Origin of the sequence: Niallia sp. Man26, from assembly GCF_022049065.2 — a bacterium.
Classification (GTDB): Bacteria; Bacillota; Bacilli; order Bacillales; family Cytobacillaceae; genus Niallia.
This window is the reverse complement of sequence record NZ_CP095743.1, coordinates 82,124-105,574: the sequence shown is the minus strand read 5'-3', so window position 1 is coordinate 105,574 and position 23,451 is coordinate 82,124. Positions and strand designations below refer to the sequence as shown.

At 44.4% G+C, this 23,451-nt stretch carries 14 protein-coding genes, 9 tRNA genes and 6 rRNA genes; all 29 read right to left on the bottom strand.

All coding sequences use genetic code 11. The annotated features are described in order from the left end of the window. Nucleotides 1-11: 11 nt before the first annotated feature. The 29 genes from mcsB to hslO all read right to left on the bottom strand — a co-directional run bounded on the left by mcsB (nt 12) and on the right by hslO (nt 23,428). Nucleotides 12-1,079, bottom strand: coding sequence for a protein-arginine kinase McsB (gene mcsB, locus L8T27_RS00560; RefSeq protein WP_237940530.1), 1,068 nt, complete (start codon nt 1,077-1,079; stop codon nt 12-14). 3 nt (nt 1,080-1,082) lie between these two features. Next, nucleotides 1,083-1,631: a protein-arginine kinase activator protein McsA gene (mcsA, locus tag L8T27_RS00555; protein ID WP_233318650.1), complete on the bottom strand. Its 549-nt coding sequence runs from the start codon at nt 1,629-1,631 to the stop codon at nt 1,083-1,085. 24 nt (nt 1,632-1,655) lie between these two features. After that, complete coding sequence (locus L8T27_RS00550; protein ID WP_192486452.1) at nt 1,656-2,117, bottom strand: CtsR family transcriptional regulator; 462 nt, start codon at nt 2,115-2,117, stop codon at nt 1,656-1,658. 310 nt (nt 2,118-2,427) lie between these two features. Next, nucleotides 2,428-2,544: ribosomal RNA gene (gene rrf / locus L8T27_RS00545) — 5S ribosomal RNA — on the bottom strand. Nucleotides 2,545-2,615: 71 nt separating this feature from the next. Continuing rightward, nucleotides 2,616-5,550, bottom strand: a 23S ribosomal RNA gene (locus tag L8T27_RS00540). A gap of 328 nt (nt 5,551-5,878) precedes the next feature. Further along, nucleotides 5,879-7,427: ribosomal RNA gene (locus L8T27_RS00535) — 16S ribosomal RNA — on the bottom strand. Between the two features lie 192 nt (nt 7,428-7,619). Continuing rightward, a tRNA-Ala gene (locus tag L8T27_RS00530) sits at nt 7,620-7,695 on the bottom strand. A gap of 19 nt (nt 7,696-7,714) precedes the next feature. Continuing rightward, nucleotides 7,715-7,791: transfer RNA gene (locus tag L8T27_RS00525), tRNA-Pro, on the bottom strand. Between the two features lie 6 nt (nt 7,792-7,797). Beyond that, nucleotides 7,798-7,874: transfer RNA gene (locus tag L8T27_RS00520), tRNA-Arg, on the bottom strand. Between the two features lie 18 nt (nt 7,875-7,892). Next, nucleotides 7,893-7,981 (bottom strand) — tRNA-Leu (locus tag L8T27_RS00515). A gap of 15 nt (nt 7,982-7,996) precedes the next feature. Beyond that, nucleotides 7,997-8,071 (bottom strand) — tRNA-Gly (locus L8T27_RS00510). Nucleotides 8,072-8,088: 17 nt separating this feature from the next. Beyond that, nucleotides 8,089-8,173: transfer RNA gene (locus L8T27_RS00505), tRNA-Leu, on the bottom strand. 5 nt (nt 8,174-8,178) lie between these two features. Further along, a tRNA-Lys gene (locus L8T27_RS00500) sits at nt 8,179-8,254 on the bottom strand. Nucleotides 8,255-8,272: 18 nt separating this feature from the next. Beyond that, a tRNA-Thr gene (locus tag L8T27_RS00495) sits at nt 8,273-8,348 on the bottom strand. 7 nt (nt 8,349-8,355) lie between these two features. Then, a tRNA-Val gene (locus L8T27_RS00490) sits at nt 8,356-8,431 on the bottom strand. Nucleotides 8,432-8,438: 7 nt separating this feature from the next. Further along, nucleotides 8,439-8,555, bottom strand: a 5S ribosomal RNA gene (rrf, locus tag L8T27_RS00485). A 71-nt stretch (nt 8,556-8,626) separates the two neighbouring features. Continuing rightward, nucleotides 8,627-11,561, bottom strand: a 23S ribosomal RNA gene (locus tag L8T27_RS00480). 328 nt (nt 11,562-11,889) lie between these two features. Further along, nucleotides 11,890-13,438 (bottom strand): 16S ribosomal RNA (locus tag L8T27_RS00475). Together the 16S, 23S and 5S rRNA genes with 9 tRNA genes alongside form the textbook arrangement of a ribosomal RNA operon. 402 nt (nt 13,439-13,840) lie before the next feature. Beyond that, on the bottom strand, nt 13,841-15,334 hold the full coding sequence (gene lysS / locus L8T27_RS00470) for a lysine--tRNA ligase (RefSeq protein WP_237940529.1): 1,494 nt from the start codon (nt 15,332-15,334) through the stop codon (nt 13,841-13,843). Between the two features lie 179 nt (nt 15,335-15,513). Further along, entirely contained in the window at nt 15,514-16,512 is a 999-nt protein-coding gene (dusB, locus tag L8T27_RS00465) for a tRNA dihydrouridine synthase DusB (RefSeq protein WP_237940528.1), read from the bottom strand. A gap of 20 nt (nt 16,513-16,532) precedes the next feature. Beyond that, complete coding sequence (locus L8T27_RS00460) at nt 16,533-16,748, bottom strand: helix-turn-helix domain-containing protein (RefSeq protein WP_233318752.1); 216 nt, start codon at nt 16,746-16,748, stop codon at nt 16,533-16,535. Next, on the bottom strand, nt 16,697-17,227 hold the full coding sequence (folK, locus tag L8T27_RS00455; RefSeq protein ID WP_237940527.1) for a 2-amino-4-hydroxy-6-hydroxymethyldihydropteridine diphosphokinase: 531 nt from the start codon (nt 17,225-17,227) through the stop codon (nt 16,697-16,699). The genes L8T27_RS00460 and folK overlap by 52 nt, the downstream gene beginning before the upstream one ends. Then, on the bottom strand, nt 17,224-17,586 hold the full coding sequence (gene folB, locus L8T27_RS00450) for a dihydroneopterin aldolase (protein WP_237940526.1): 363 nt from the start codon (nt 17,584-17,586) through the stop codon (nt 17,224-17,226). Before folB ends, folK begins: the two co-directional genes overlap by 4 nt. Continuing rightward, nucleotides 17,579-18,409 carry a dihydropteroate synthase gene (gene folP, locus L8T27_RS00445; protein ID WP_233318759.1) on the bottom strand — a complete coding sequence of 277 codons (831 nt, stop codon included), beginning with the start codon at nt 18,407-18,409 and terminating at the stop codon, nt 17,579-17,581. The genes folB and folP overlap by 8 nt, the downstream gene beginning before the upstream one ends. Nucleotides 18,410-18,411: 2 nt before the next feature. Next, on the bottom strand, nt 18,412-19,281 hold the full coding sequence (gene pabC / locus L8T27_RS00440) for an aminodeoxychorismate lyase (protein WP_233318761.1): 870 nt from the start codon (nt 19,279-19,281) through the stop codon (nt 18,412-18,414). A 2-nt stretch (nt 19,282-19,283) separates the two neighbouring features. Further along, the gene (pabA, locus tag L8T27_RS00435) at nt 19,284-19,868 is read right to left on the bottom strand and encodes an aminodeoxychorismate/anthranilate synthase component II (protein ID WP_237942194.1); all 585 of its coding nucleotides are present in this window, start codon (nt 19,866-19,868) and stop codon (nt 19,284-19,286) included. An 8-nt stretch (nt 19,869-19,876) separates the two neighbouring features. Next, nucleotides 19,877-21,274: an anthranilate synthase component I family protein gene (locus tag L8T27_RS00430; protein WP_233318766.1), complete on the bottom strand. Its 1,398-nt coding sequence runs from the start codon at nt 21,272-21,274 to the stop codon at nt 19,877-19,879. A gap of 147 nt (nt 21,275-21,421) precedes the next feature. Then, nucleotides 21,422-22,354, bottom strand: coding sequence for a cysteine synthase A (cysK, locus tag L8T27_RS00425; RefSeq protein WP_233318769.1), 933 nt, complete (start codon nt 22,352-22,354; stop codon nt 21,422-21,424). A 195-nt stretch (nt 22,355-22,549) separates the two neighbouring features. Continuing rightward, nucleotides 22,550-23,428, bottom strand: coding sequence for an Hsp33 family molecular chaperone HslO (gene hslO / locus L8T27_RS00420; RefSeq protein ID WP_233318771.1), 879 nt, complete (start codon nt 23,426-23,428; stop codon nt 22,550-22,552). Nucleotides 23,429-23,451: the final 23 nt, after the last annotated feature.

Genomic DNA, 23,451 nt, shown 5'->3' with positions numbered 1-23,451 from the left:
CAATTATATAATTACTCTGTTTCCAACAATAATCTTTCTCTTATTAAGGATGCGCGGCGTATGTCGCGATCATTTGGATTCATTTGCCCGCCTGAATAAAGTTGCAGAAAACCAGGCTGAGTCAAGATAAGCAGTTCATTTAGTATCCCTTTTGATACATTTTTAATAAAGCCCATATCGATACCTAATTGAAGGTCCGATAAGCATTTAGCTGCTTCTTTTGTTTCTATTATTCTGCTGTTACAGAGGATTCCATATGATCGGAAAACCCTATCTTCTAATTGTATGTTTGAAGTTCTTACTAATACCTCTCTTGCAGCTCTTTCTTGTTCAATAAGCTGATGCACGACGCTTTTTAATTCTTCTACTATATCGCTTTCTGATTTCCCTAATGTTATCTGGTTGGATATTTGAAATATATTACCTAAAGCTTCGCTGCCCTCACCGTAAATTCCTCTAACAACTAAACCTAATTGATTGATGGCAGGAATAATTCTATTCATTTGTTGGGTTAGAACCATCCCAGGGAGATGCATCATAACAGATGCTCTTAAGCCAGTGCCTATATTTGTCGGACAGCTTGTTATATACCCAAGCTCAAGGTGATAAGCATAATCAATGGACTCTTCCAGCCAATTGTCTATTTTATTTGCTTTCTCTAACGCTTCCATAACCTGCAAACCAGGCTTTATACATTGGATTCTAATGTGGTCTTCTTCATTGAGCATGATGCTTACTTCCTCATCCTCAGAAAGAACGCACGCTCCATATGCAGCATCATTGGCAAGAAGAGGACTGATTAAATGTTTTTCAACAAGAACCCTTTTTTCAAGTTGCTGAAGATCTTCCATTTTAAGTAGTTCTAAGTTGTCAAAACTTTCGTTTGACTGTGCTGATACCTTTTCACCGACTTTTTGAATCACTGTTTCTGCTTCTTCATTAGAGAAAAGTATCGGAAACTTGATGGAATTTATGTTTCTAGCTAATCTTATTCGAGAGGTCAGAACGATGTCAGAGTCTGGTCCATCTGAGCACATCCAAGATGTTTTTGCTTTATTAATGAATTTTTCAAAAGACAACTCTTACTCGCTCCCCTCATTAAAAGTAACCAATTGTTTTTCCTTTTTTCTAATCTCGTCTCTTACCTCAGCAGCCTTTTCAAACTCCTCTTGTATGATAAGATCTTTAAGTGTTTCTCTAAGTTTGCCAATTTCCTTTTTGATTAAGATATGTCCGCCTACTCTTTCTGGAACCTTTCCTTTATGTTCGACATTTCCTCCATGCAATCTCTTTAAAATTGGCTGAAGTCTGTCTTTGAAAGTTTCATAGCAATTAGGACAGCCAAACCTCCCAATTTTCGTGAATTGAGGGAAAGTCATTGAGCATTCCTTACATTGAAGCTCTGCTTCCTTTTGATACGGGTCATGTTTAATATGTTGAATGCTCGGTTCCATGTTTAGTAAACCGGCTAACAGGCTATTGAATGAAAATCCCGGAGTTTCATTTGCCGTAAACAAATCTCCCTTTTCTCTGGCACAATGTTCACATAGATGAAATTCCGTTTTATTCCCATTAATGATTTTGGAGTAATGAAGTGTTGCAGGCCTTTGATTACATTCTGAACAATTCATGCTTTCACCTCACAACTAACATTATTATTTATATTTTAGGGTAGTTAACATCGCTTTTAACAGTCTTGCTCTTAGTTCATCTCTATATGGAAGGTCAAGATACAGTACAGAGCGATCAATAACACTTAGCATTATTTTCGCTTCTCTTTCATTTATGACCTCTTCTTCAACAAGACGGTAAATGACGTCTTCTGCACTGCTTTGAGGTATTCGACTTTGAATAAGGGAAAGTAATTGGTCGATCAGATGAGCGTAATCATGTGATTGAACCTTCATTATTCGAATGAAGCCGCCTCCGCCACGTTTGCTTTCAACTAAATACCCTTTTTCAATTGTGAATCGGGTATTGATGACGTAATTTATTTGTGATGGTACACAATCGAATTTGTCGGCAACTTCGCTTCGTTTTATTTCAACAAGTGATTTTCCGCTCATCTCTAATACTTCTTTTAAATAATGCTCAATTATATCCGAAATATTTCTCACCAAGCCTCCCCCTTCTGACTTTGACTATATTTGACTATAATTATACATGATAAAAAAGTCGTTTAGCAAGATTGATGTTTTATTAATTTTCCCATTATCGCTTAATTTCAAACCTAGAGAAAAAATTTTTATAGGTATTAGAGGGGGGATTGATAAATTATATTTAACTATAGTCGGATTTGTGTAGATTTTCAAGTAATAGCATGAGCATTTTTTGAGGTAATGGTAAGTGGATTTTAAGAAGCATGATTTTTGGGAGTTATAAATAAAAAAAGTCTTAAAAGCAAAATGCCTTTAAGACTTTTCAGGTGCCTGGCGACGTCCTACTCTCACAGGGGGAGAGCCCCCAACTACCATCGGCGCTGAGAAGCTTAACTTCCGTGTTCGGTATGGGAACGGGTGTGACCTTCTCGCTATCGCCACCAGACTATGTAATTTTGAGAGTTATTCCCTCAAAACTAGATTATGTTGTAAGAAGAAAGAATGAGTAATCATTTATTAGTTAAGTCCTCGATCTATTAGTATTTGTCAGCTCCACGTGTCACCACGCTTCCACCTCAAACCTATCAACCTGATCATCTTTCAGGGATCTTACTAGCTTACGCTATGGGAAATCTCATCTTGAGGGGGGCTTCATGCTTAGATGCTTTCAGCACTTATCCCTTCCGCACATAGCTACCCAGCTATGCCTTTGGCAAGACAACTGGTACACCAGCGGTGCGTCCATCCCGGTCCTCTCGTACTAAGGACAGCTCCTCTCAAATTTCCTACGCCCACGACGGATAGGGACCGAACTGTCTCACGACGTTCTGAACCCAGCTCGCGTACCGCTTTAATGGGCGAACAGCCCAACCCTTGGGACCGACTACAGCCCCAGGATGCGATGAGCCGACATCGAGGTGCCAAACCTCCCCGTCGATGTGGACTCTTGGGGGAGATAAGCCTGTTATCCCCGGGGTAGCTTTTATCCGTTGAGCGATGGCCCTTCCATGCGGAACCACCGGATCACTAAGCCCGACTTTCGTCCCTGCTCGACTTGTAGGTCTCGCAGTCAAGCTCCCTTGTGCCTTTACACTCTACGAATGATTTCCAACCATTCTGAGGGAACCTTTGGGCGCCTCCGTTACTTTTTAGGAGGCGACCGCCCCAGTCAAACTGCCCACCTGACACTGTCTCCCACCCCGATAAGGGGTGCGGGTTAGAATGTCAATACAGCCAGGGTAGTATCCCACCAATGCCTCCACCGAAGCTGGCGCTCCGGCTTCCAAGGCTCCTACCTATCCTGTACAAGCTGTACCAAAATTCAATATCAGGCTACAGTAAAGCTCCACGGGGTCTTTCCGTCCTGTCGCGGGTAACCTGCATCTTCACAGGTACTATAATTTCACCGAGTCTCTCGTTGAGACAGTGCCCAGATCGTTACACCTTTCGTGCGGGTCGGAACTTACCCGACAAGGAATTTCGCTACCTTAGGACCGTTATAGTTACGGCCGCCGTTTACTGGGGCTTCAATTCAGAGCTTCGCGCGAACGCTAACCCCTCCTCTTAACCTTCCAGCACCGGGCAGGTGTCAGCCCCTATACTTCGCCTTACGGCTTCGCAGAGACCTGTGTTTTTGCTAAACAGTCGCCTGGGCCTATTCACTGCGGCTCTCTCGGGCTTGCACCCAAAAGAGCACCCCTTCTCCCGAAGTTACGGGGTCATTTTGCCGAGTTCCTTAACGAGAGTTCTCTCGCTCACCTTAGGATTCTCTCCTCGCCTACCTGTGTCGGTTTGCGGTACGGGCACCTTGAATCTCGCTAGAGGCTTTTCTTGGCAGTGTGGAATCAGGAACTTCGGTACTATATTTCCCTCGCCGTCACAGCTCCGCCTTCACGGTAATGGGATTTGCCTCATTACCAGCCTAACTGCTTGGACGTGCTAATCCAACAGCACGCTTACCCTATCCTCCTGCGTCCCCCCATCGCTCAAACGATTCATAAGGTGGTACAGGAATATCAACCTGTTGTCCATCGCCTACGCTCTTCAGCCTCGGCTTAGGTCCCGACTAACCCTGAGTGGACGAGCCTTCCTCAGGAAACCTTAGGCATTCGGTGGATGAGATTCTCACTCATCTTTCGCTACTCATACCGGCATTCTCACTTCTAAGCGCTCCACCAGTCCTTACGGTCTAGCTTCAACGCCCTTAGAACGCTCTCCTACCACTGACATCGTAGATGTCAATCCACAGCTTCGGTGATACGTTTAGCCCCGGTACATTTTCGGCGCAGAGTCACTCGACCAGTGAGCTATTACGCACTCTTTAAATGGTGGCTGCTTCTAAGCCAACATCCTGGTTGTCTAAGCAACTCCACATCCTTTTCCACTTAACGTATACTTTGGGACCTTAGCTGGTGGTCTGGGCTGTTTCCCTCTTGACTACGGATCTTATCACTCGCAGTCTGACTCCCAAGGATAAGTATTTGGCATTCGGAGTTTGTCTGAATTCGGTAACCCGATGGGGGCCCCTAGTCCAAACAGTGCTCTACCTCCAATACTCTTACCTTGAGGCTAGCCCTAAAGCTATTTCGGAGAGAACCAGCTATCTCCAAGTTCGATTGGAATTTCTCCGCTACCCACACCTCATCCCCGCACTTTTCAACGTGCGTGGGTTCGGGCCTCCATCCAGTGTTACCTGGACTTCACCCTGGACATGGGTAGATCACCTGGTTTCGGGTCTACGACCACATACTATTACGCCCTATTCAGACTCGCTTTCGCTGCGGCTCCGTCTCTTCAACTTAACCTCGCATGTAATCGTAACTCGCCGGTTCATTCTACAAAAGGCACGCTATCACCCATTAATGGGCTCTAACTACTTGTAGGCACACGGTTTCAGGATCTATTTCACTCCCCTTCCGGGGTGCTTTTCACCTTTCCCTCACGGTACTGGTTCACTATCGGTCACTAGGGAGTATTTAGCCTTGGGAGATGGTCCTCCCTGCTTCCGACGGGATTTCACGTGTCCCGCCGTACTCAGGATCCACTCAGGAGGGAACGAAGTTTCGACTACAGGGTTTTTACCTTCTATGACTGGCCTTTCCAGACCTATTCATCTACCCCGTTCCTTTGTAACTCCATGTAGAGTGTCCTACAACCCCAAGAGGCAAGCCTCTTGGTTTGGGCTAATCCCGTTTCGCTCGCCGCTACTCAGGGAATCGCGTTTGCTTTCTCTTCCTCCGGGTACTTAGATGTTTCAGTTCCCCGGGTCTGCCTTCTGTTACTCTATGTATTCAAGTAACGATACTATCCCATTACGGATAGTGGGTTCCCCCATTCGGAAATCTCCGGATCAAAGCTTACTTACAGCTCCCCGAAGCATATCGGTGTTAGTACCGTCCTTCATCGGCTCCTAGTGCCAAGGCATCCACCGTGCGCCCTTTCTAACTTAACTTGTTTCGGCTAAAGATGTTACTCTTTACCCTGAAATTCTTCTATTAAATAGAGAATCTAAGATGGCGATTACTCGGTTTCTTTCTTGGTTCTTACTATTCATAATCTAGTTTTCAAGGAACAAATTCGGCTAATGATTAACTTCGCATCTCTGCGTCAACTTCTTCTCTGTGCTCCTCACGTACTGTCGTACGCTGCGGTGCTCGATCAGTCGTTTCCTTGATCTGCTCGCTACTCACTACCCTGATGTTTTGAGGAATTGCTCCCTCAAAACTGAACAACAAAATCATCAACAATCTGTGAATGGAACGAATTCCATTTTTCCTTAGAAAGGAGGTGATCCAGCCGCACCTTCCGATACGGCTACCTTGTTACGACTTCACCCCAATCATCTATCCCACCTTAGGCGGCTGGCTCCTAAAAGGTTACCCCACCGACTTCGGGTGTTACAAACTCTCGTGGTGTGACGGGCGGTGTGTACAAGGCCCGGGAACGTATTCACCGCGGCATGCTGATCCGCGATTACTAGCGATTCCAGCTTCATGTAGGCGAGTTGCAGCCTACAATCCGAACTGAGAATGGTTTTATGGGATTGGCTCGACCTCGCGGTTTTGCTGCCCTTTGTACCATCCATTGTAGCACGTGTGTAGCCCAGGTCATAAGGGGCATGATGATTTGACGTCATCCCCACCTTCCTCCGGTTTGTCACCGGCAGTCACCTTAGAGTGCCCAACTAAATGCTGGCAACTAAGATCAAGGGTTGCGCTCGTTGCGGGACTTAACCCAACATCTCACGACACGAGCTGACGACAACCATGCACCACCTGTCATCCTGTCCCCCGAAGGGGAACGTCCTATCTCTAGGATTGTCAGGAGATGTCAAGACCTGGTAAGGTTCTTCGCGTTGCTTCGAATTAAACCACATGCTCCACCGCTTGTGCGGGCCCCCGTCAATTCCTTTGAGTTTCAGCCTTGCGGCCGTACTCCCCAGGCGGAGTGCTTAATGCGTTTGCTGCAGCACTAAAGGGCGGAAACCCTCTAACACTTAGCACTCATCGTTTACGGCGTGGACTACCAGGGTATCTAATCCTGTTTGCTCCCCACGCTTTCGCGCCTCAGCGTCAGTTACAGACCAAAGAGTCGCCTTCGCCACTGGTGTTCCTCCACATCTCTACGCATTTCACCGCTACACGTGGAATTCCACTCTTCTCTTCTGCACTCAAGTCCCCCAGTTTCCAATGACCCTCCACGGTTGAGCCGTGGGCTTTCACATCAGACTTAAAGGACCGCCTGCGCGCGCTTTACGCCCAATAATTCCGGACAACGCTTGCCACCTACGTATTACCGCGGCTGCTGGCACGTAGTTAGCCGTGGCTTTCTGGTTAGGTACCGTCAAGGTACGAGCAGTTACTCTCGTACTTGTTCTTCCCTAACAACAGAGTTTTACGATCCGAAAACCTTCATCACTCACGCGGCGTTGCTCCGTCAGACTTTCGTCCATTGCGGAAGATTCCCTACTGCTGCCTCCCGTAGGAGTCTGGGCCGTGTCTCAGTCCCAGTGTGGCCGATCACCCTCTCAGGTCGGCTACGCATCGTCGCCTTGGTGAGCCGTTACCTCACCAACTAGCTAATGCGCCGCGGGCCCATCTGTAAGTGACAGCGTAAACCGTCTTTCAGCTTTTCTACATGAGTAGAAAAGGATTATCCGGTATTAGCTCCGGTTTCCCGAAGTTATCCCAGTCTTACAGGCAGGTTGCCCACGTGTTACTCACCCGTCCGCCGCTAACTTAAAAAGCAAGCTTTTTAAGTCCGCTCGACTTGCATGTATTAGGCACGCCGCCAGCGTTCGTCCTGAGCCAGGATCAAACTCTCCGATAAAGAGTAAGATTAGCTCATTTGCTAAACTCTAGCTTTTTGTTACTTTGTTTTCATCTTTATAACGCAAGTTATAAAAACGATTATTGTTGACGTTTTGTTTGTTCAGTTTTCAAAGAGCAATTAGTAAACTGCTTAATGCAGCTTTTCAACTATAATAAAAATTGGATACATTGTCAATACCCAAAAAAATATTGGTGGAGCCTAGCGGGATCGAACCGCTGACCTCCTGCGTGCAAGGCAGGCGCTCTCCCAGCTGAGCTAAGGCCCCATCTTTTAATGAGAAATAATGGTCGGGAAGACAGGATTCGAACCTGCGACCCCTTGGTCCCAAACCAAGTGCTCTACCAAGCTGAGCTACTTCCCGTATATTTGGCGCGCCCGAAAGGAGTCGAACCCATAACCTTCTGATCCGTAGTCAGACGCTCTATCCAATTGAGCTACGGGCGCTAAATATTTGAAAAACAATGGTGCCGAGGACCGGAATCGAACCGGTACGGTAGTCACCTACCGCAGGATTTTAAGTCCTGTGCGTCTGCCAGTTCCGCCACCCCGGCATTGTTTTTTAAAAATGGAGCGGAAGACGAGGTTCGAACTCGCGACCCCCACCTTGGCAAGGTGGTGTTCTACCACTGAACTACTTCCGCTCGAGTATTAAATTAAATGGTGCGGGTGAAGGGAGTCGAACCCCCACGCCTTGCGGCGCTAGATCCTAAGTCTAGTGCGTCTGCCAATTCCGCCACACCCGCATAAATGGTGAGTCATGCAGGATTCGAACCTGCGACCCTCTGATTAAAAGTCAGATGCTCTACCAACTGAGCTAATGACTCATCTCTATTAATAAAAGATGGTGCCGACGAGAGGACTTGAACCCCCAACCTACTGATTACAAGTCAGTTGCTCTACCAATTGAGCTACATCGGCGTTTGTATGGTGGAGGATGACGGGATCGAACCGCCGACCCTCTGCTTGTAAGGCAGATGCTCTCCCAGCTGAGCTAATCCTCCATTATACGCCTGGCGACGTCCTACTCTCACAGGGGGAGAGCCCCCAACTACCATCGGCGCTGAGAAGCTTAACTTCCGTGTTCGGTATGGGAACGGGTGTGACCTTCTCGCTATCGCCACCAGACTATGTAATTTTGAGAGTTATTCCCTCAAAACTAGATTATGTTGTAAGAAGAAAGAATGAGTAATCATTTATTAGTTAAGTCCTCGATCTATTAGTATTTGTCAGCTCCACGTGTCACCACGCTTCCACCTCAAACCTATCAACCTGATCATCTTTCAGGGATCTTACTAGCTTACGCTATGGGAAATCTCATCTTGAGGGGGGCTTCATGCTTAGATGCTTTCAGCACTTATCCCTTCCGCACATAGCTACCCAGCTATGCCTTTGGCAAGACAACTGGTACACCAGCGGTGCGTCCATCCCGGTCCTCTCGTACTAAGGACAGCTCCTCTCAAATTTCCTACGCCCACGACGGATAGGGACCGAACTGTCTCACGACGTTCTGAACCCAGCTCGCGTACCGCTTTAATGGGCGAACAGCCCAACCCTTGGGACCGACTACAGCCCCAGGATGCGATGAGCCGACATCGAGGTGCCAAACCTCCCCGTCGATGTGGACTCTTGGGGGAGATAAGCCTGTTATCCCCGGGGTAGCTTTTATCCGTTGAGCGATGGCCCTTCCATGCGGAACCACCGGATCACTAAGCCCGACTTTCGTCCCTGCTCGACTTGTAGGTCTCGCAGTCAAGCTCCCTTGTGCCTTTACACTCTACGAATGATTTCCAACCATTCTGAGGGAACCTTTGGGCGCCTCCGTTACTTTTTAGGAGGCGACCGCCCCAGTCAAACTGCCCACCTGACACTGTCTCCCACCCCGATAAGGGGTGCGGGTTAGAATGTCAATACAGCCAGGGTAGTATCCCACCAATGCCTCCACCGAAGCTGGCGCTCCGGCTTCCAAGGCTCCTACCTATCCTGTACAAGCTGTACCAAAATTCAATATCAGGCTACAGTAAAGCTCCACGGGGTCTTTCCGTCCTGTCGCGGGTAACCTGCATCTTCACAGGTACTATAATTTCACCGAGTCTCTCGTTGAGACAGTGCCCAGATCGTTACACCTTTCGTGCGGGTCGGAACTTACCCGACAAGGAATTTCGCTACCTTAGGACCGTTATAGTTACGGCCGCCGTTTACTGGGGCTTCAATTCAGAGCTTCGCGCGAACGCTAACCCCTCCTCTTAACCTTCCAGCACCGGGCAGGTGTCAGCCCCTATACTTCGCCTTACGGCTTCGCAGAGACCTGTGTTTTTGCTAAACAGTCGCCTGGGCCTATTCACTGCGGCTCTCTCGGGCTTGCACCCAAAAGAGCACCCCTTCTCCCGAAGTTACGGGGTCATTTTGCCGAGTTCCTTAACGAGAGTTCTCTCGCTCACCTTAGGATTCTCTCCTCGCCTACCTGTGTCGGTTTGCGGTACGGGCACCTTGAATCTCGCTAGAGGCTTTTCTTGGCAGTGTGGAATCAGGAACTTCGGTACTATATTTCCCTCGCCGTCACAGCTCCGCCTTCACGGTAATGGGATTTGCCTCATTACCAGCCTAACTGCTTGGACGTGCTAATCCAACAGCACGCTTACCCTATCCTCCTGCGTCCCCCCATCGCTCAAACGATTCATAAGGTGGTACAGGAATATCAACCTGTTGTCCATCGCCTACGCTCTTCAGCCTCGGCTTAGGTCCCGACTAACCCTGAGTGGACGAGCCTTCCTCAGGAAACCTTAGGCATTCGGTGGATGAGATTCTCACTCATCTTTCGCTACTCATACCGGCATTCTCACTTCTAAGCGCTCCACCAGTCCTTACGGTCTAGCTTCAACGCCCTTAGAACGCTCTCCTACCACTGACATCGTAGATGTCAATCCACAGCTTCGGTGATACGTTTAGCCCCGGTACATTTTCGGCGCAGAGTCACTCGACCAGTGAGCTATTACGCACTCTTTAAATGGTGGCTGCTTCTAAGCCAACATCCTGGTTGTCTAAGCAACTCCACATCCTTTTCCACTTAACGTATACTTTGGGACCTTAGCTGGTGGTCTGGGCTGTTTCCCTCTTGACTACGGATCTTATCACTCGCAGTCTGACTCCCAAGGATAAGTATTTGGCATTCGGAGTTTGTCTGAATTCGGTAACCCGATGGGGGCCCCTAGTCCAAACAGTGCTCTACCTCCAATACTCTTACCTTGAGGCTAGCCCTAAAGCTATTTCGGAGAGAACCAGCTATCTCCAAGTTCGATTGGAATTTCTCCGCTACCCACACCTCATCCCCGCACTTTTCAACGTGCGTGGGTTCGGGCCTCCATCCAGTGTTACCTGGACTTCACCCTGGACATGGGTAGATCACCTGGTTTCGGGTCTACGACCACATACTATTACGCCCTATTCAGACTCGCTTTCGCTGCGGCTCCGTCTCTTCAACTTAACCTCGCATGTAATCGTAACTCGCCGGTTCATTCTACAAAAGGCACGCTATCACCCATTAATGGGCTCTAACTACTTGTAGGCACACGGTTTCAGGATCTATTTCACTCCCCTTCCGGGGTGCTTTTCACCTTTCCCTCACGGTACTGGTTCACTATCGGTCACTAGGGAGTATTTAGCCTTGGGAGATGGTCCTCCCTGCTTCCGACGGGATTTCACGTGTCCCGCCGTACTCAGGATCCACTCAGGAGGGAACGAAGTTTCGACTACAGGGTTTTTACCTTCTATGACTGGCCTTTCCAGACCTATTCATCTACCCCGTTCCTTTGTAACTCCATGTAGAGTGTCCTACAACCCCAAGAGGCAAGCCTCTTGGTTTGGGCTAATCCCGTTTCGCTCGCCGCTACTCAGGGAATCGCGTTTGCTTTCTCTTCCTCCGGGTACTTAGATGTTTCAGTTCCCCGGGTCTGCCTTCTGTTACTCTATGTATTCAAGTAACGATACTATCCCATTACGGATAGTGGGTTCCCCCATTCGGAAATCTCCGGATCAAAGCTTACTTACAGCTCCCCGAAGCATATCGGTGTTAGTACCGTCCTTCATCGGCTCCTAGTGCCAAGGCATCCACCGTGCGCCCTTTCTAACTTAACTTGTTTCGGCTAAAGATGTTACTCTTTACCCTGAAATTCTTCTATTAAATAGAGAATCTAAGATGGCGATTACTCGGTTTCTTTCTTGGTTCTTACTATTCATAATCTAGTTTTCAAGGAACAAATTCGGCTAATGATTAACTTCGCATCTCTGCGTCAACTTCTTCTCTGTGCTCCTCACGTACTGTCGTACGCTGCGGTGCTCGATCAGTCGTTTCCTTGATCTGCTCGCTACTCACTACCCTGATGTTTTGAGGAATTGCTCCCTCAAAACTGAACAACAAAATCATCAACAATCTGTGAATGGAACGAATTCCATTTTTCCTTAGAAAGGAGGTGATCCAGCCGCACCTTCCGATACGGCTACCTTGTTACGACTTCACCCCAATCATCTATCCCACCTTAGGCGGCTGGCTCCTAAAAGGTTACCCCACCGACTTCGGGTGTTACAAACTCTCGTGGTGTGACGGGCGGTGTGTACAAGGCCCGGGAACGTATTCACCGCGGCATGCTGATCCGCGATTACTAGCGATTCCAGCTTCATGTAGGCGAGTTGCAGCCTACAATCCGAACTGAGAATGGTTTTATGGGATTGGCTCGACCTCGCGGTTTTGCTGCCCTTTGTACCATCCATTGTAGCACGTGTGTAGCCCAGGTCATAAGGGGCATGATGATTTGACGTCATCCCCACCTTCCTCCGGTTTGTCACCGGCAGTCACCTTAGAGTGCCCAACTAAATGCTGGCAACTAAGATCAAGGGTTGCGCTCGTTGCGGGACTTAACCCAACATCTCACGACACGAGCTGACGACAACCATGCACCACCTGTCATCCTGTCCCCCGAAGGGGAACGTCCTATCTCTAGGATTGTCAGGAGATGTCAAGACCTGGTAAGGTTCTTCGCGTTGCTTCGAATTAAACCACATGCTCCACCGCTTGTGCGGGCCCCCGTCAATTCCTTTGAGTTTCAGCCTTGCGGCCGTACTCCCCAGGCGGAGTGCTTAATGCGTTTGCTGCAGCACTAAAGGGCGGAAACCCTCTAACACTTAGCACTCATCGTTTACGGCGTGGACTACCAGGGTATCTAATCCTGTTTGCTCCCCACGCTTTCGCGCCTCAGCGTCAGTTACAGACCAAAGAGTCGCCTTCGCCACTGGTGTTCCTCCACATCTCTACGCATTTCACCGCTACACGTGGAATTCCACTCTTCTCTTCTGCACTCAAGTCCCCCAGTTTCCAATGACCCTCCACGGTTGAGCCGTGGGCTTTCACATCAGACTTAAAGGACCGCCTGCGCGCGCTTTACGCCCAATAATTCCGGACAACGCTTGCCACCTACGTATTACCGCGGCTGCTGGCACGTAGTTAGCCGTGGCTTTCTGGTTAGGTACCGTCAAGGTACGAGCAGTTACTCTCGTACTTGTTCTTCCCTAACAACAGAGTTTTACGATCCGAAAACCTTCATCACTCACGCGGCGTTGCTCCGTCAGACTTTCGTCCATTGCGGAAGATTCCCTACTGCTGCCTCCCGTAGGAGTCTGGGCCGTGTCTCAGTCCCAGTGTGGCCGATCACCCTCTCAGGTCGGCTACGCATCGTCGCCTTGGTGAGCCGTTACCTCACCAACTAGCTAATGCGCCGCGGGCCCATCTGTAAGTGACAGCGTAAACCGTCTTTCAGCTTTTCTACATGAGTAGAAAAGGATTATCCGGTATTAGCTCCGGTTTCCCGAAGTTATCCCAGTCTTACAGGCAGGTTGCCCACGTGTTACTCACCCGTCCGCCGCTAACTTAAAAAGCAAGCTTTTTAAGTCCGCTCGACTTGCATGTATTAGGCACGCCGCCAGCGTTCGTCCTGAGCCAGGATCAAACTCTCCGATAAAGAGTAAGATTAGCTCATTTGCTAAACTCTAGCTTTTTGTTACTTTGTTTTTATCTTTATAACGCAAGTTATAAAAACGATTATTGTTGACGTTTTGTTTGTTCAGTTTTCAAAGAGCAATTTCTGTCGCTATCAGACGACTTTTTTAATATTACCAGAAGTCTACTTTCAAGTCAACAGTTTTTAAAATTATTTTTCATTTGTGTTACTGGCTTGTTTCAGCAACGAATATAAATATACCACCCTATTCGACCCTATGCAACTCTTTTTTTAAAGAAAAAATATTCTAATAACTATATCTGCATTTTACCCATAAGTACATGAACAAAACCAGCAGACAACCTAAAAGTTTTTATTATATTAAAAGACCTGGAATGTCTCTGCATTCCAGGTCTTTTTTAATTATGAGCGGTGTCTCATTAATGGGAATAATAGTACATCTCTGATAGATGGTGCATTTGTCAATAGCATAACTAGTCTGTCGATACCGATACCTAGTCCACCTGTTGGAGGCATACCATATTCAAGCGCCTCTACAAAGTCGTCATCCATTAGATGAGCTTCATCATTTCCTTGCTCTCTTTCTTTCAGCTGTGCTTCAAATCTTTCTCTTTGATCAATTGGATCATTTAACTCTGTAAATGCATTCGCATGCTCTCTACCTACGATAAACAATTCGAAACGATCAGTGAATCGCGGATCCTCATCATTTTTCTTCGCTAATGGTGAGATTTCAAGCGGGTGCCCGAAAATAAATGTTGGTTGAATCAGCTTCTCTTCTACTCTTTGCTCAAAGAACTCATTAACTATATGTCCATAAGTCATGTGCTCATTGATTTCAATATTGTTTTCTTTAGCTAGTTTTCTTGCTTCCTCCACTGACATCTCAGGCCAGAAATCAACACCTGTATATTGTTTAATTGCATCAACCATATGAAGTCTTGTCCATTCTGGTTTAAGATCTACTTCATATTCTCCGTATGGTATTGTTGTCGTACCATGAATTTCTTGAGCAATATGTGCAACTAAATTTTCTGTCAGACTCATGATATCACGGTAATCAGCATACGCTTCATAAAGTTCAATCATTGTAAATTCAGGATTATGTCTAGTAGAAACCCCTTCGTTCCTAAATACACGGCCTATTTCATAAACCTTCTCCATACCGCCGACAATTAATCTTTTCAGATGTAGTTCAATCGCAATACGCATGTATAACGGCATATCTAAAGCATTATGATGTGTAATAAACGGACGTGCAGATGCACCACCTGCAATCGAATGCATCATCGGTGTTTCTACTTCTAAATAACCATGGTCGTCTAAGTATCTGCGCATAGCCTGAATAATTTTACTGCGAAGAATAAATGTATGCTTGCTTTCCTCACTAGAAATTAAATCAAGATAACGCTGACGGTAGCGCTGTTCAATATCTTTTAATCCATGGAACTTATCAGGAAGCGGGCGCAATGCTTTTGTAAGCAAAGTGAAATCCTTAACCTTTATAGACAGCTCTCCAACATTCGTTTTAAATAGAGTTCCTTCCACTCCGACAATATCCCCTAGATCTACTGTGTTAAAAATTGCGTATTGGTCCTCTCCAACAGCATCTTTTCTAACATAAAGCTGGATTTGTCCTGCAAGATCTTGAATATGAGCAAAACCTGCTTTACCTTTTCCTCTTTTAGTCATTACTCGTCCTGCAAGAGAAACAATAATCCCCTTCTCTTCAAGTTCTTCCTTAGAAAGAGAATCAAATTGGCTTTTTAACTCCTCCGATAAATGGGTACGTTCAAATCTTTTGCCGAAAGGATCTATACCTTGATCACGAAGATCAGTCATTTTGTTTCGTCTAACTTGTAATTGGTCATTTAAATTCAATTCTTCATGACTCATGCTTAAATCAACTCCACCATCTTTATTTATGTATGACACCTTTTAAGGTAGTCGTGACTTTAATTACATACTTTATTATTCTACACAATGTTACAACTACAGACACTAAAAAAGAAAAAAAACCGCCAGTTTTTTTCACCGGCAGCCTTTTGGTCGTGTATGAAATAAGAAATAAGGTATTATCCTACTTGAATTTCCCTTTCTTTCGCTTCTTCTTCCAATACTAAACCATTTAATAACGAAACGAGCTGCTCGCGAGTTTCACATTCATTCACTCCATTGCGTGCTTTCGCATTTCCTCGAATACCCTTTAAGTACCAGGCTGCATGCTTTCTCATTTCTCTAACGGCGATATATTCATCTTTTAAATTTATTAAACGATCTAAATGAAGGATACAAACATCTATCTTTTCACGTACAGATGGTTCACCTGCAAGCTTCCCTGTTTCAAGATAGTTTACAGTACGATAGATCATCCATGGGTTTCCTAAAGCAGCTCTGCCGATCATTACTGCATCACAACCAGTTTCATCAAGCATTCTTTTTGCATCTTGGGGCGTATTAACATCTCCATTCCCAATCAGCGGGATGTTGATGGATTGCTTAACCTCACGGATAATATCCCAATTCGCATGGCCCTCATACAATTGCACACGTGTCCGTCCATGCAGTGCTACTGCTGAACCACCAGCACGCTCCACTGCCTGGGCATTGCGCACAGCATATATATGCTCTTCATCCCAACCCATGCGCATCTTTACTGTAACTGGCTTATCTACCGCTTCAACTACAGCTGATACCATATCATATATTTTGTTGGGATCAAGCAGCCATTTAGCTCCTGCATCGCATTTCGTAATTTTAGGAACAGGGCAACCCATGTTGATATCAATAATATCAGCATTAGTATTCTTATCAACAAATCGAGCAGCCTCAACCAACGTTTCCTTTTCTCCGCCGAAAATCTGCAAGCTTAGAGGATTTTCTCTTTCATCTATATATAACATGTTCATTGTTTTTTGATTTTTTGAAACAATCCCTTTATCGCTGATCATTTCTGCACAAACTAAACCTGCGCCGAATTCCTTTACTGTTAAGCGAAATGCCGAGTTAGATATTCCTGCCATTGGCGCTAAAACAACACGGTTATTCATCTCAACATTGCCTATCTTAAACAAATTTTTACCTCCCTTTGTTTTCAGCTATTAATATTCGGATCTAGCTCTTCTCTGCTTATCTTTAACACTTTAACGATTGAATCAATTATCTCATCAGAGGGAACTCGGTTACCTCTTTCTATTTCTCCTAATATAGATACAGACACAAGCAGTTCTTTAGCAAGATTCTCTTGTGTATATCCTTTTAGTTTTCGAAAAGCTCGAATACGTCTTCCCCATTTTTCTGATGTCTCCATACTCTTACTCCTTCTTTATCCTGCAAAAGCTCTAGACTTTCTTGTAAACGTGTGGATTTATTCGGTATCTTCACGAAAGGAGCTATCTCTATTAATGGAATTAGAACAAAAGCCCTTTCCTCTATTCTTGGATGTGGAACAATTAGCTTCTCTGATTCTATATTTTCGTGATTATACAATAAAATGTCAAGGTCTATTGTCCTTGGGCCCCATTTAATTATCCTTTTCCTTCCAAGTTTTTGCTCAATACTTTGGCAAACTTCTAATAATGCAAACGGCGATAATGAAGTGCATACTTCAACAGCTATATTTAAGAACATTTCCTGATCCCTATAACCTACAGGATCTGTTTCATAAATGGAGGAAACACTTACCACTTTTATATCCTCGTATTGGTTCAGCTTTCGGACGGCTTCCTCCAAATTCTGCAATCGATTGCCTATATTTGATCCTAATGATAAGAACGCCGCGTTATTCATCCGCGCTTCCTCGTTATCTCAACAGAAACAGATTGATAATGACCCGGAATTGGCGGGTCCGGCTTAATCACGCGTACCATCACACTAAAAATGCGCTCGTAGCTTCCCAGCAACTTTTGTGCTATTGCCTCTGCAACAGACTCAATCAGTTTAACAGGGTCACCTTCTACAACTTCCTTCACATCGAAATAAAGCTTTCCATAATTAATGGAATACTCCAGATTATCAGTAGTTCCTGCTTGTTGTAGATCTGTCTCAACTTCTAGGTCAATAATAAATCTTTGCCCCAGTTTTGTTTCTTCTTTGAAAACTCCATGATACCCATAGAACTCCATTTTGTTTAATGCTATCTTATCCACCGTACTGCCCCTTTCCCATTAAAGCATCCATCATACGAGCCATTCTTGTCATCTCCTTGACATCATGCACCCGGATAATTTGGCAGCCTTTCTGAATTCCAAAACATACAGTTGCACCAGTGCCTTCTAGTCTTTCCGCTACTGGCAAGTCTAAGATCTTTCCAATCATGGACTTTTTAGAGGTGCCAAGCAGCACAGGGTAACCTAGTGCTACGAGCTTGTCCAAATTACGCATCATTTCAAGGTTATACGTTAAATCCTTCGCAAAACCAATACCTGGATCAAGAATGATTTTGTCTTTTTTCACACCCGCTTTTACGGAGATATCAATACTTTCGTTCATATCAGCAATAACATCTTCTACAAATGATTGATAGTCCTTGTCATTGCGATTATGCATAAGCACAATCGGTGCATCATACTCTACAGCTACAGCTGCAATTTCTGGTTCTCGTTTTGCTCCCCAAATATCATTAATAATATGAGCCCCGGATGCCATAGCTGCTCTTGCAACCTTTGCCTTATAAGTGTCAATGGAAATAGGAACGTCTACTTCATTCGAGATCAACTCAATGATAGGAGCAACCCTTTCTATTTCCTCTTCTGCAGAGATTTCTGTATACCCTGGTCTTGTTGATTCTCCGCCAATATCTAAAATATCCGCGCCGTTTTCAACCATTTCCTGAGCATGCAATAGTGCTTTGTCTCGCTCGTTATACTTGCCCCCATCTGAGAAGGAATCTGGATTAACATTTAATATGCCCATCACAATTGTTCTTTCTTGAAACGGCAGTTTGTACTTCCCGCATTTTATATTCTGCATCCTTATCTATGTCCTCCTAACTCATCAATTGACCATAAGTATGAACAATTATCTTTATATCTTGTATAGAGCATCTGCACAATGGGACCACTGACTCCTTTGTACGATTCTGACCCAATACTTTTGATTGCGACAATTTCCTGAATGGAATTTGTGATAAATACCTCATCTGCCTCCAATAAATTTTCCTGCTTATATAGTCCTTCCCGCACCTCTAACCCTGATTGAGCTGCCAACGCTAGGATAAACCGTCTAGTAATTCCGTTCAATATACCTGTTTCCACACTTGGAGTATATAAAATCCCATTTCTTATCCAAAATAAATTAGATGTTATCCCTTCAGCCACGTAACCTTCTTTTGTCAAAAAAAGTCCCTCCATCTGAACATCCTCACCTATCTCTCTCTTAGCTAAAAGGTTATTCAAATAATGATGGGACTTCAGTCTTTCATCACCCTCAGGAGTATTCCGCCGTATCCTCAGCCATTCCGCTTTTTTCTCTCCAAGTGATTCACCGGTTTGCAATGATTTCATATACATTATAACGTTTGGTTCGGTATAAGAGGATGTTTGAAGTCCTATACCACCGATTCCGGCCGAAACATTAAAGCGAATATATGCATTTTCCAGCTTATTTTCATTCAATAATCGCTGAATGATTTGATTTGTTTCTTCTCTGTAAAAGGAACGGTCTATATTCAGCTGCCTTAACCCTTTATTAAGCCGGCCCAGATGACTGTCCAATAGGAACGGATGTCCTCTGTATGTGCGGAAAGTTTCAAACAGACCAGCACCGTACATAAACCCATGATCGAAAACAGAAATCTGTGCCTTTTCGTGAGGGATGATTTCTCCATTTATATAAATATACACTATCAGGAAGCAGCCCCTTTTTTATATAACTCAACAAAGTTGGCTAGAATATCCATACCAGCTGTTGTCATGATTGATTCTGGATGAAATTGCACTGCCTCTATAGGAAGCTCCTTATGGCGCAGCGCCATTATTTCCCCCTCCTTAGTCCATGCAGAAACTTCCAGACAGTCAGGCAAGGAAGTTTTTTCGACAAGAAGAGAATGATATCTTGTTGCTGGGAAGGGGTTCGGCAAGCCTTCAAATATAGTCTTATTATCATGGTAGATTGGAGAAGTTTTGCCGTGCATTAAATTTTCAGCTCGGATTACCTTTCCACCGAATGCTTGAGCAATTGCTTGATGTCCTAAACACACACCAAAGATAGGCAACTTTCCAGCAAATGCACTTATCGCCTCAAGACTTATCCCCGCCTCATTTGGCGTACAAGGTCCTGGAGATATCATTAAGTATTCAGGATTTACTCTTCTGATTTCTTCTAAAGAAGTTTTATTATTGCGGCTGACAGTCAGATCACTGCCTAATGAACCTAAATACTGCACAAGATTATACGTAAATGAATCATAATTATCGATCATATATATCATTTCTTCACCTATTTCTCTTCTGCCAGTTCTTTCGCATTCCATAGAGCTCTGGCTTTTTTCATTGATTCCTTATACTCATTACTTGGGACAGAATCTATGACAATCCCAGCCCCAGCTTGTACATACGATTTCTTATCTTTCACAAGCATCGTTCTAATCATAATATTTAATTCAATATCTTTATTAAAACCAATCCAGCCCATTGACCCGGTATAAGGTCCTCTTCTTACAGGCTCGAGTTCTTCAATAATTTCCATTGTTCGTATTTTCGGGGCTCCTGTTATCGTTCCTCCCGGGAACATACTGTCAATCAGGTCATATTCATCATACTTAGCAGCTAATTTCCCACGGACATTAGAAACAATATGCATCACATGAGAGTACTTTTCTATTGCCATGAACTCATCAACTTCAACTGAACCGTACTCACAAACCCTTCCTAGGTCATTCCGTTCGAGATCAACGAGCATCACATGCTCTGCCCGTTCCTTTTCACTGTTAATGAGTTCATCAGCAAGCTTCTGATCCTCATCATTATCTTTACCTCTCGATCTTGTGCCTGCAATCGGGCGAGTACTAACCTCATCACCTTTTTTCTTCACTAACAGCTCAGGCGAACCGGAAACAAGCTGAAAATCAGGTGTGTGAAAATACCCCATATACGGTGATGGGTTGAGGATGCGCAGCTGATTATACACTTCCAAAGCTGAAACGTTTAGTGACTTCATTTGGCGAACAGACAAGTTTACTTGAAAAACGTCTCCTTGAGAAATATATTCTTGTATTTTCCTGACTGACTGTTGAAATTCATTATCCTTAATAGAAACCTCTTGTCCCATTGTTTTTTCAGGAGTCAGCATTTGGTGTTCAACTTTCCTGTTCTCCTGTAGCTTTTCCACTGCTTTATCTATTCTATCTTCCACTTCGGAGGAAGTTGCTTCTGTGTATAAGGCTGACAGCCATAATTTGTTTTCCTTCAGATCATAAACAAACCAATTATCAAAAAGCATAAAAAATACATCTGGTGTTTCTAAATCATCAACTGCAATATTCGGGATTTCTTCAATATAGCGGATATAATCATAGCTTATGAATCCAATCGCTCCCCCTTGAAACTCTGGAGATTCATGGTTAGCTTCTACTTCATACTCCTTCATTATCTGTTTAACTGTATGGAGCGGATTGCCTTTATGTATAGTTGTTCCCTCTATGCCCACTACTTCTAATGTATTGTCTTTTCCGATCATCGTGGCAATAGGGTTCATTGCAGCAATGCTGTATCTTCCACCCCTGCCGCTTTCCAAGATGGCATAATACTGTGATTCTTGGGATAACTGAATGAACTGCTCATAAAATTGAGCATATGAAATACTTAAACTCTTGCTGAAAACCTTAAATTTTTTCAATTCACTCTCGCTCCTTCTATTTCTCTTTTATCATCATACATGATGAAGCAGAGGAAAAACAAAAAAATTTGCCGGCATTTTTCAGGTGGCCGTCTATATTGCTAAGCAAAAAAAAGACAGCCCACCGGCTGTCTTTTTCTTGCATGATTACTCTTCATCAAATTGGTATAAAGCTGTGCTCAAATAACGCTCTCCGTTACTTGGAATTACAGCCAAGACTTTTTTGCCTTTTCCTAGTTCTTTAGCAACCTTAATGGCAGCATAGATAGCAGCACCAGAAGAGATTCCACCAAGAATACCTTCTTCTTTACCTGCTTTTCTAGCATATTCGAATGCTTGATCTGTTGTTACTTGAATAATATCATCATAAACTTCACTATTCAGGATTTCTGGCACAAAACCTGCCCCAATTCCTTGAATTTTGTGAGGACCTGGTTTTCCTCCAGATAATACCGGAGAATCCGTTGGTTCTACTGCATATATTTTAATATCATTATATTTTTCTTTTAATACTTCTCCGGCTCCTGTAATTGTTCCGCCAGTGCCAATTCCTGCGATAAACGCATCTAAGCCTTCATCACCAAAAGCTGCCACGATTTCTGGACCAGTAGTGCTTCTATGAACTTCAGGATTAGAAACATTTTTAAACTGCTGTGGTAGGAAATATCCATTTTCTTTAGACAATTCTTCCGCTTTGCGAATTGCGCCACCCATGCCCTCAGGTCCTGGTGTTAATACTAGTTCTGCACCGTATGCTCTTAGCAAGTTACGGCGCTCCAAGCTCATTGTTTCAGGCATAACAAGAATTGCTTTATATCCTTTTGCAGCTGCAACCATTGCTAAGCCAATCCCTGTGTTTCCGCTAGTAGGCTCAATAAGTGTGCTGCCAGGCTTCAAATCACCGCTCTGCTCAGCAGCTTCAATCATCGCTAGAGCAATACGGTCTTTAACACTGCTACCTGGATTCATATATTCTAGTTTAAGATATACATCTGCACTTGCTTCATCTGTTAAACGGTTTAATTTTACAATAGGAGTTTGACCTATTAAATCTACAACTGAATTAGCTATACGAGTCATTCTTAATCTCTCCCTTATCTCTTAATCCGAGTATCTTAATTGGTATTCTATTAATTATTAATTTATCAATGAATGCCCATTTTGTCAATTGATTTGTTCTTATTTTCGAAAAAATCCAAACATAAGCCTTGATTGAAAATCTACTTACCAGAATAAAAAAATAAGCCTGGTGCAAACATGCACCAGGCTTATTTTTTATAGCGCTTCTTCAAGAAGCTCCTCTAATTCAGTTTTGGAGAAAAGGTATTTTTCATTACAGAAGTGGCAGTGTGCTTCAGCCTTTTCATCTGTTGCGATCATATCTTCTATTTCTGCCTTGCCTAAACTGATAATTGCCGTTGAAAATCGCTCCTTTGAGCATGTACATGTGAACGATACGGGCATCTTCTCAATAATTTTCATATTATCTTTTCCAAAGATTTCTTCCAGAATTTCTTCCGGAGTAAGACCTTTTTCAATCAGCTTAGAAATCGGCGGTATTTCTTGTAATCTCTTTTCAATTTTTGTGATGGTTTCATCATCTGTTCCTGGCATAAGCTGAATGATGAATCCGCCAGCCGCTAAGATTGAGTTATCTGGATTAACAAGTACTCCGACACCGACAGATGAAGGTACTTGCTCTGATGTCACCAAGTAGTAAGTAAAATCTTCTCCAAGCTCCCCAGATACAATCGGCACTTGCCCTGTGAAGTAGTCACGCATTCCGATATCTTTAACAACAGACAGTGTTCCCTCTGTTCCTACCGCTCTTCTAACATCCAGCTTTCCATGTTCGTTTAAATCAAAATGAGTTTGTGGATTCGTTACATAGCCCCTTACTTCACCTTTCGCATTTCCATCAACAAGGATTAGCCCTATAGGTCCATCTCCATCTACTTTCACCGTTAGCTTTTGATCACCTTTAAGCATTGCTCCCAACATTGCTGTAGCAGATAAAGTTCTTCCTAATGCCGCAGATGCAGTAGGCCAAGTGTAGTGCCTGCGTTGAGCCTCAGCAACTGTCTCTGTGCTTCTAACAGCATATGCACGTACTTGATCGTTAAAGGCTAAAGCCTTTACTAAATAATCACTCATAAAATACCTCTTTTCCTATATTC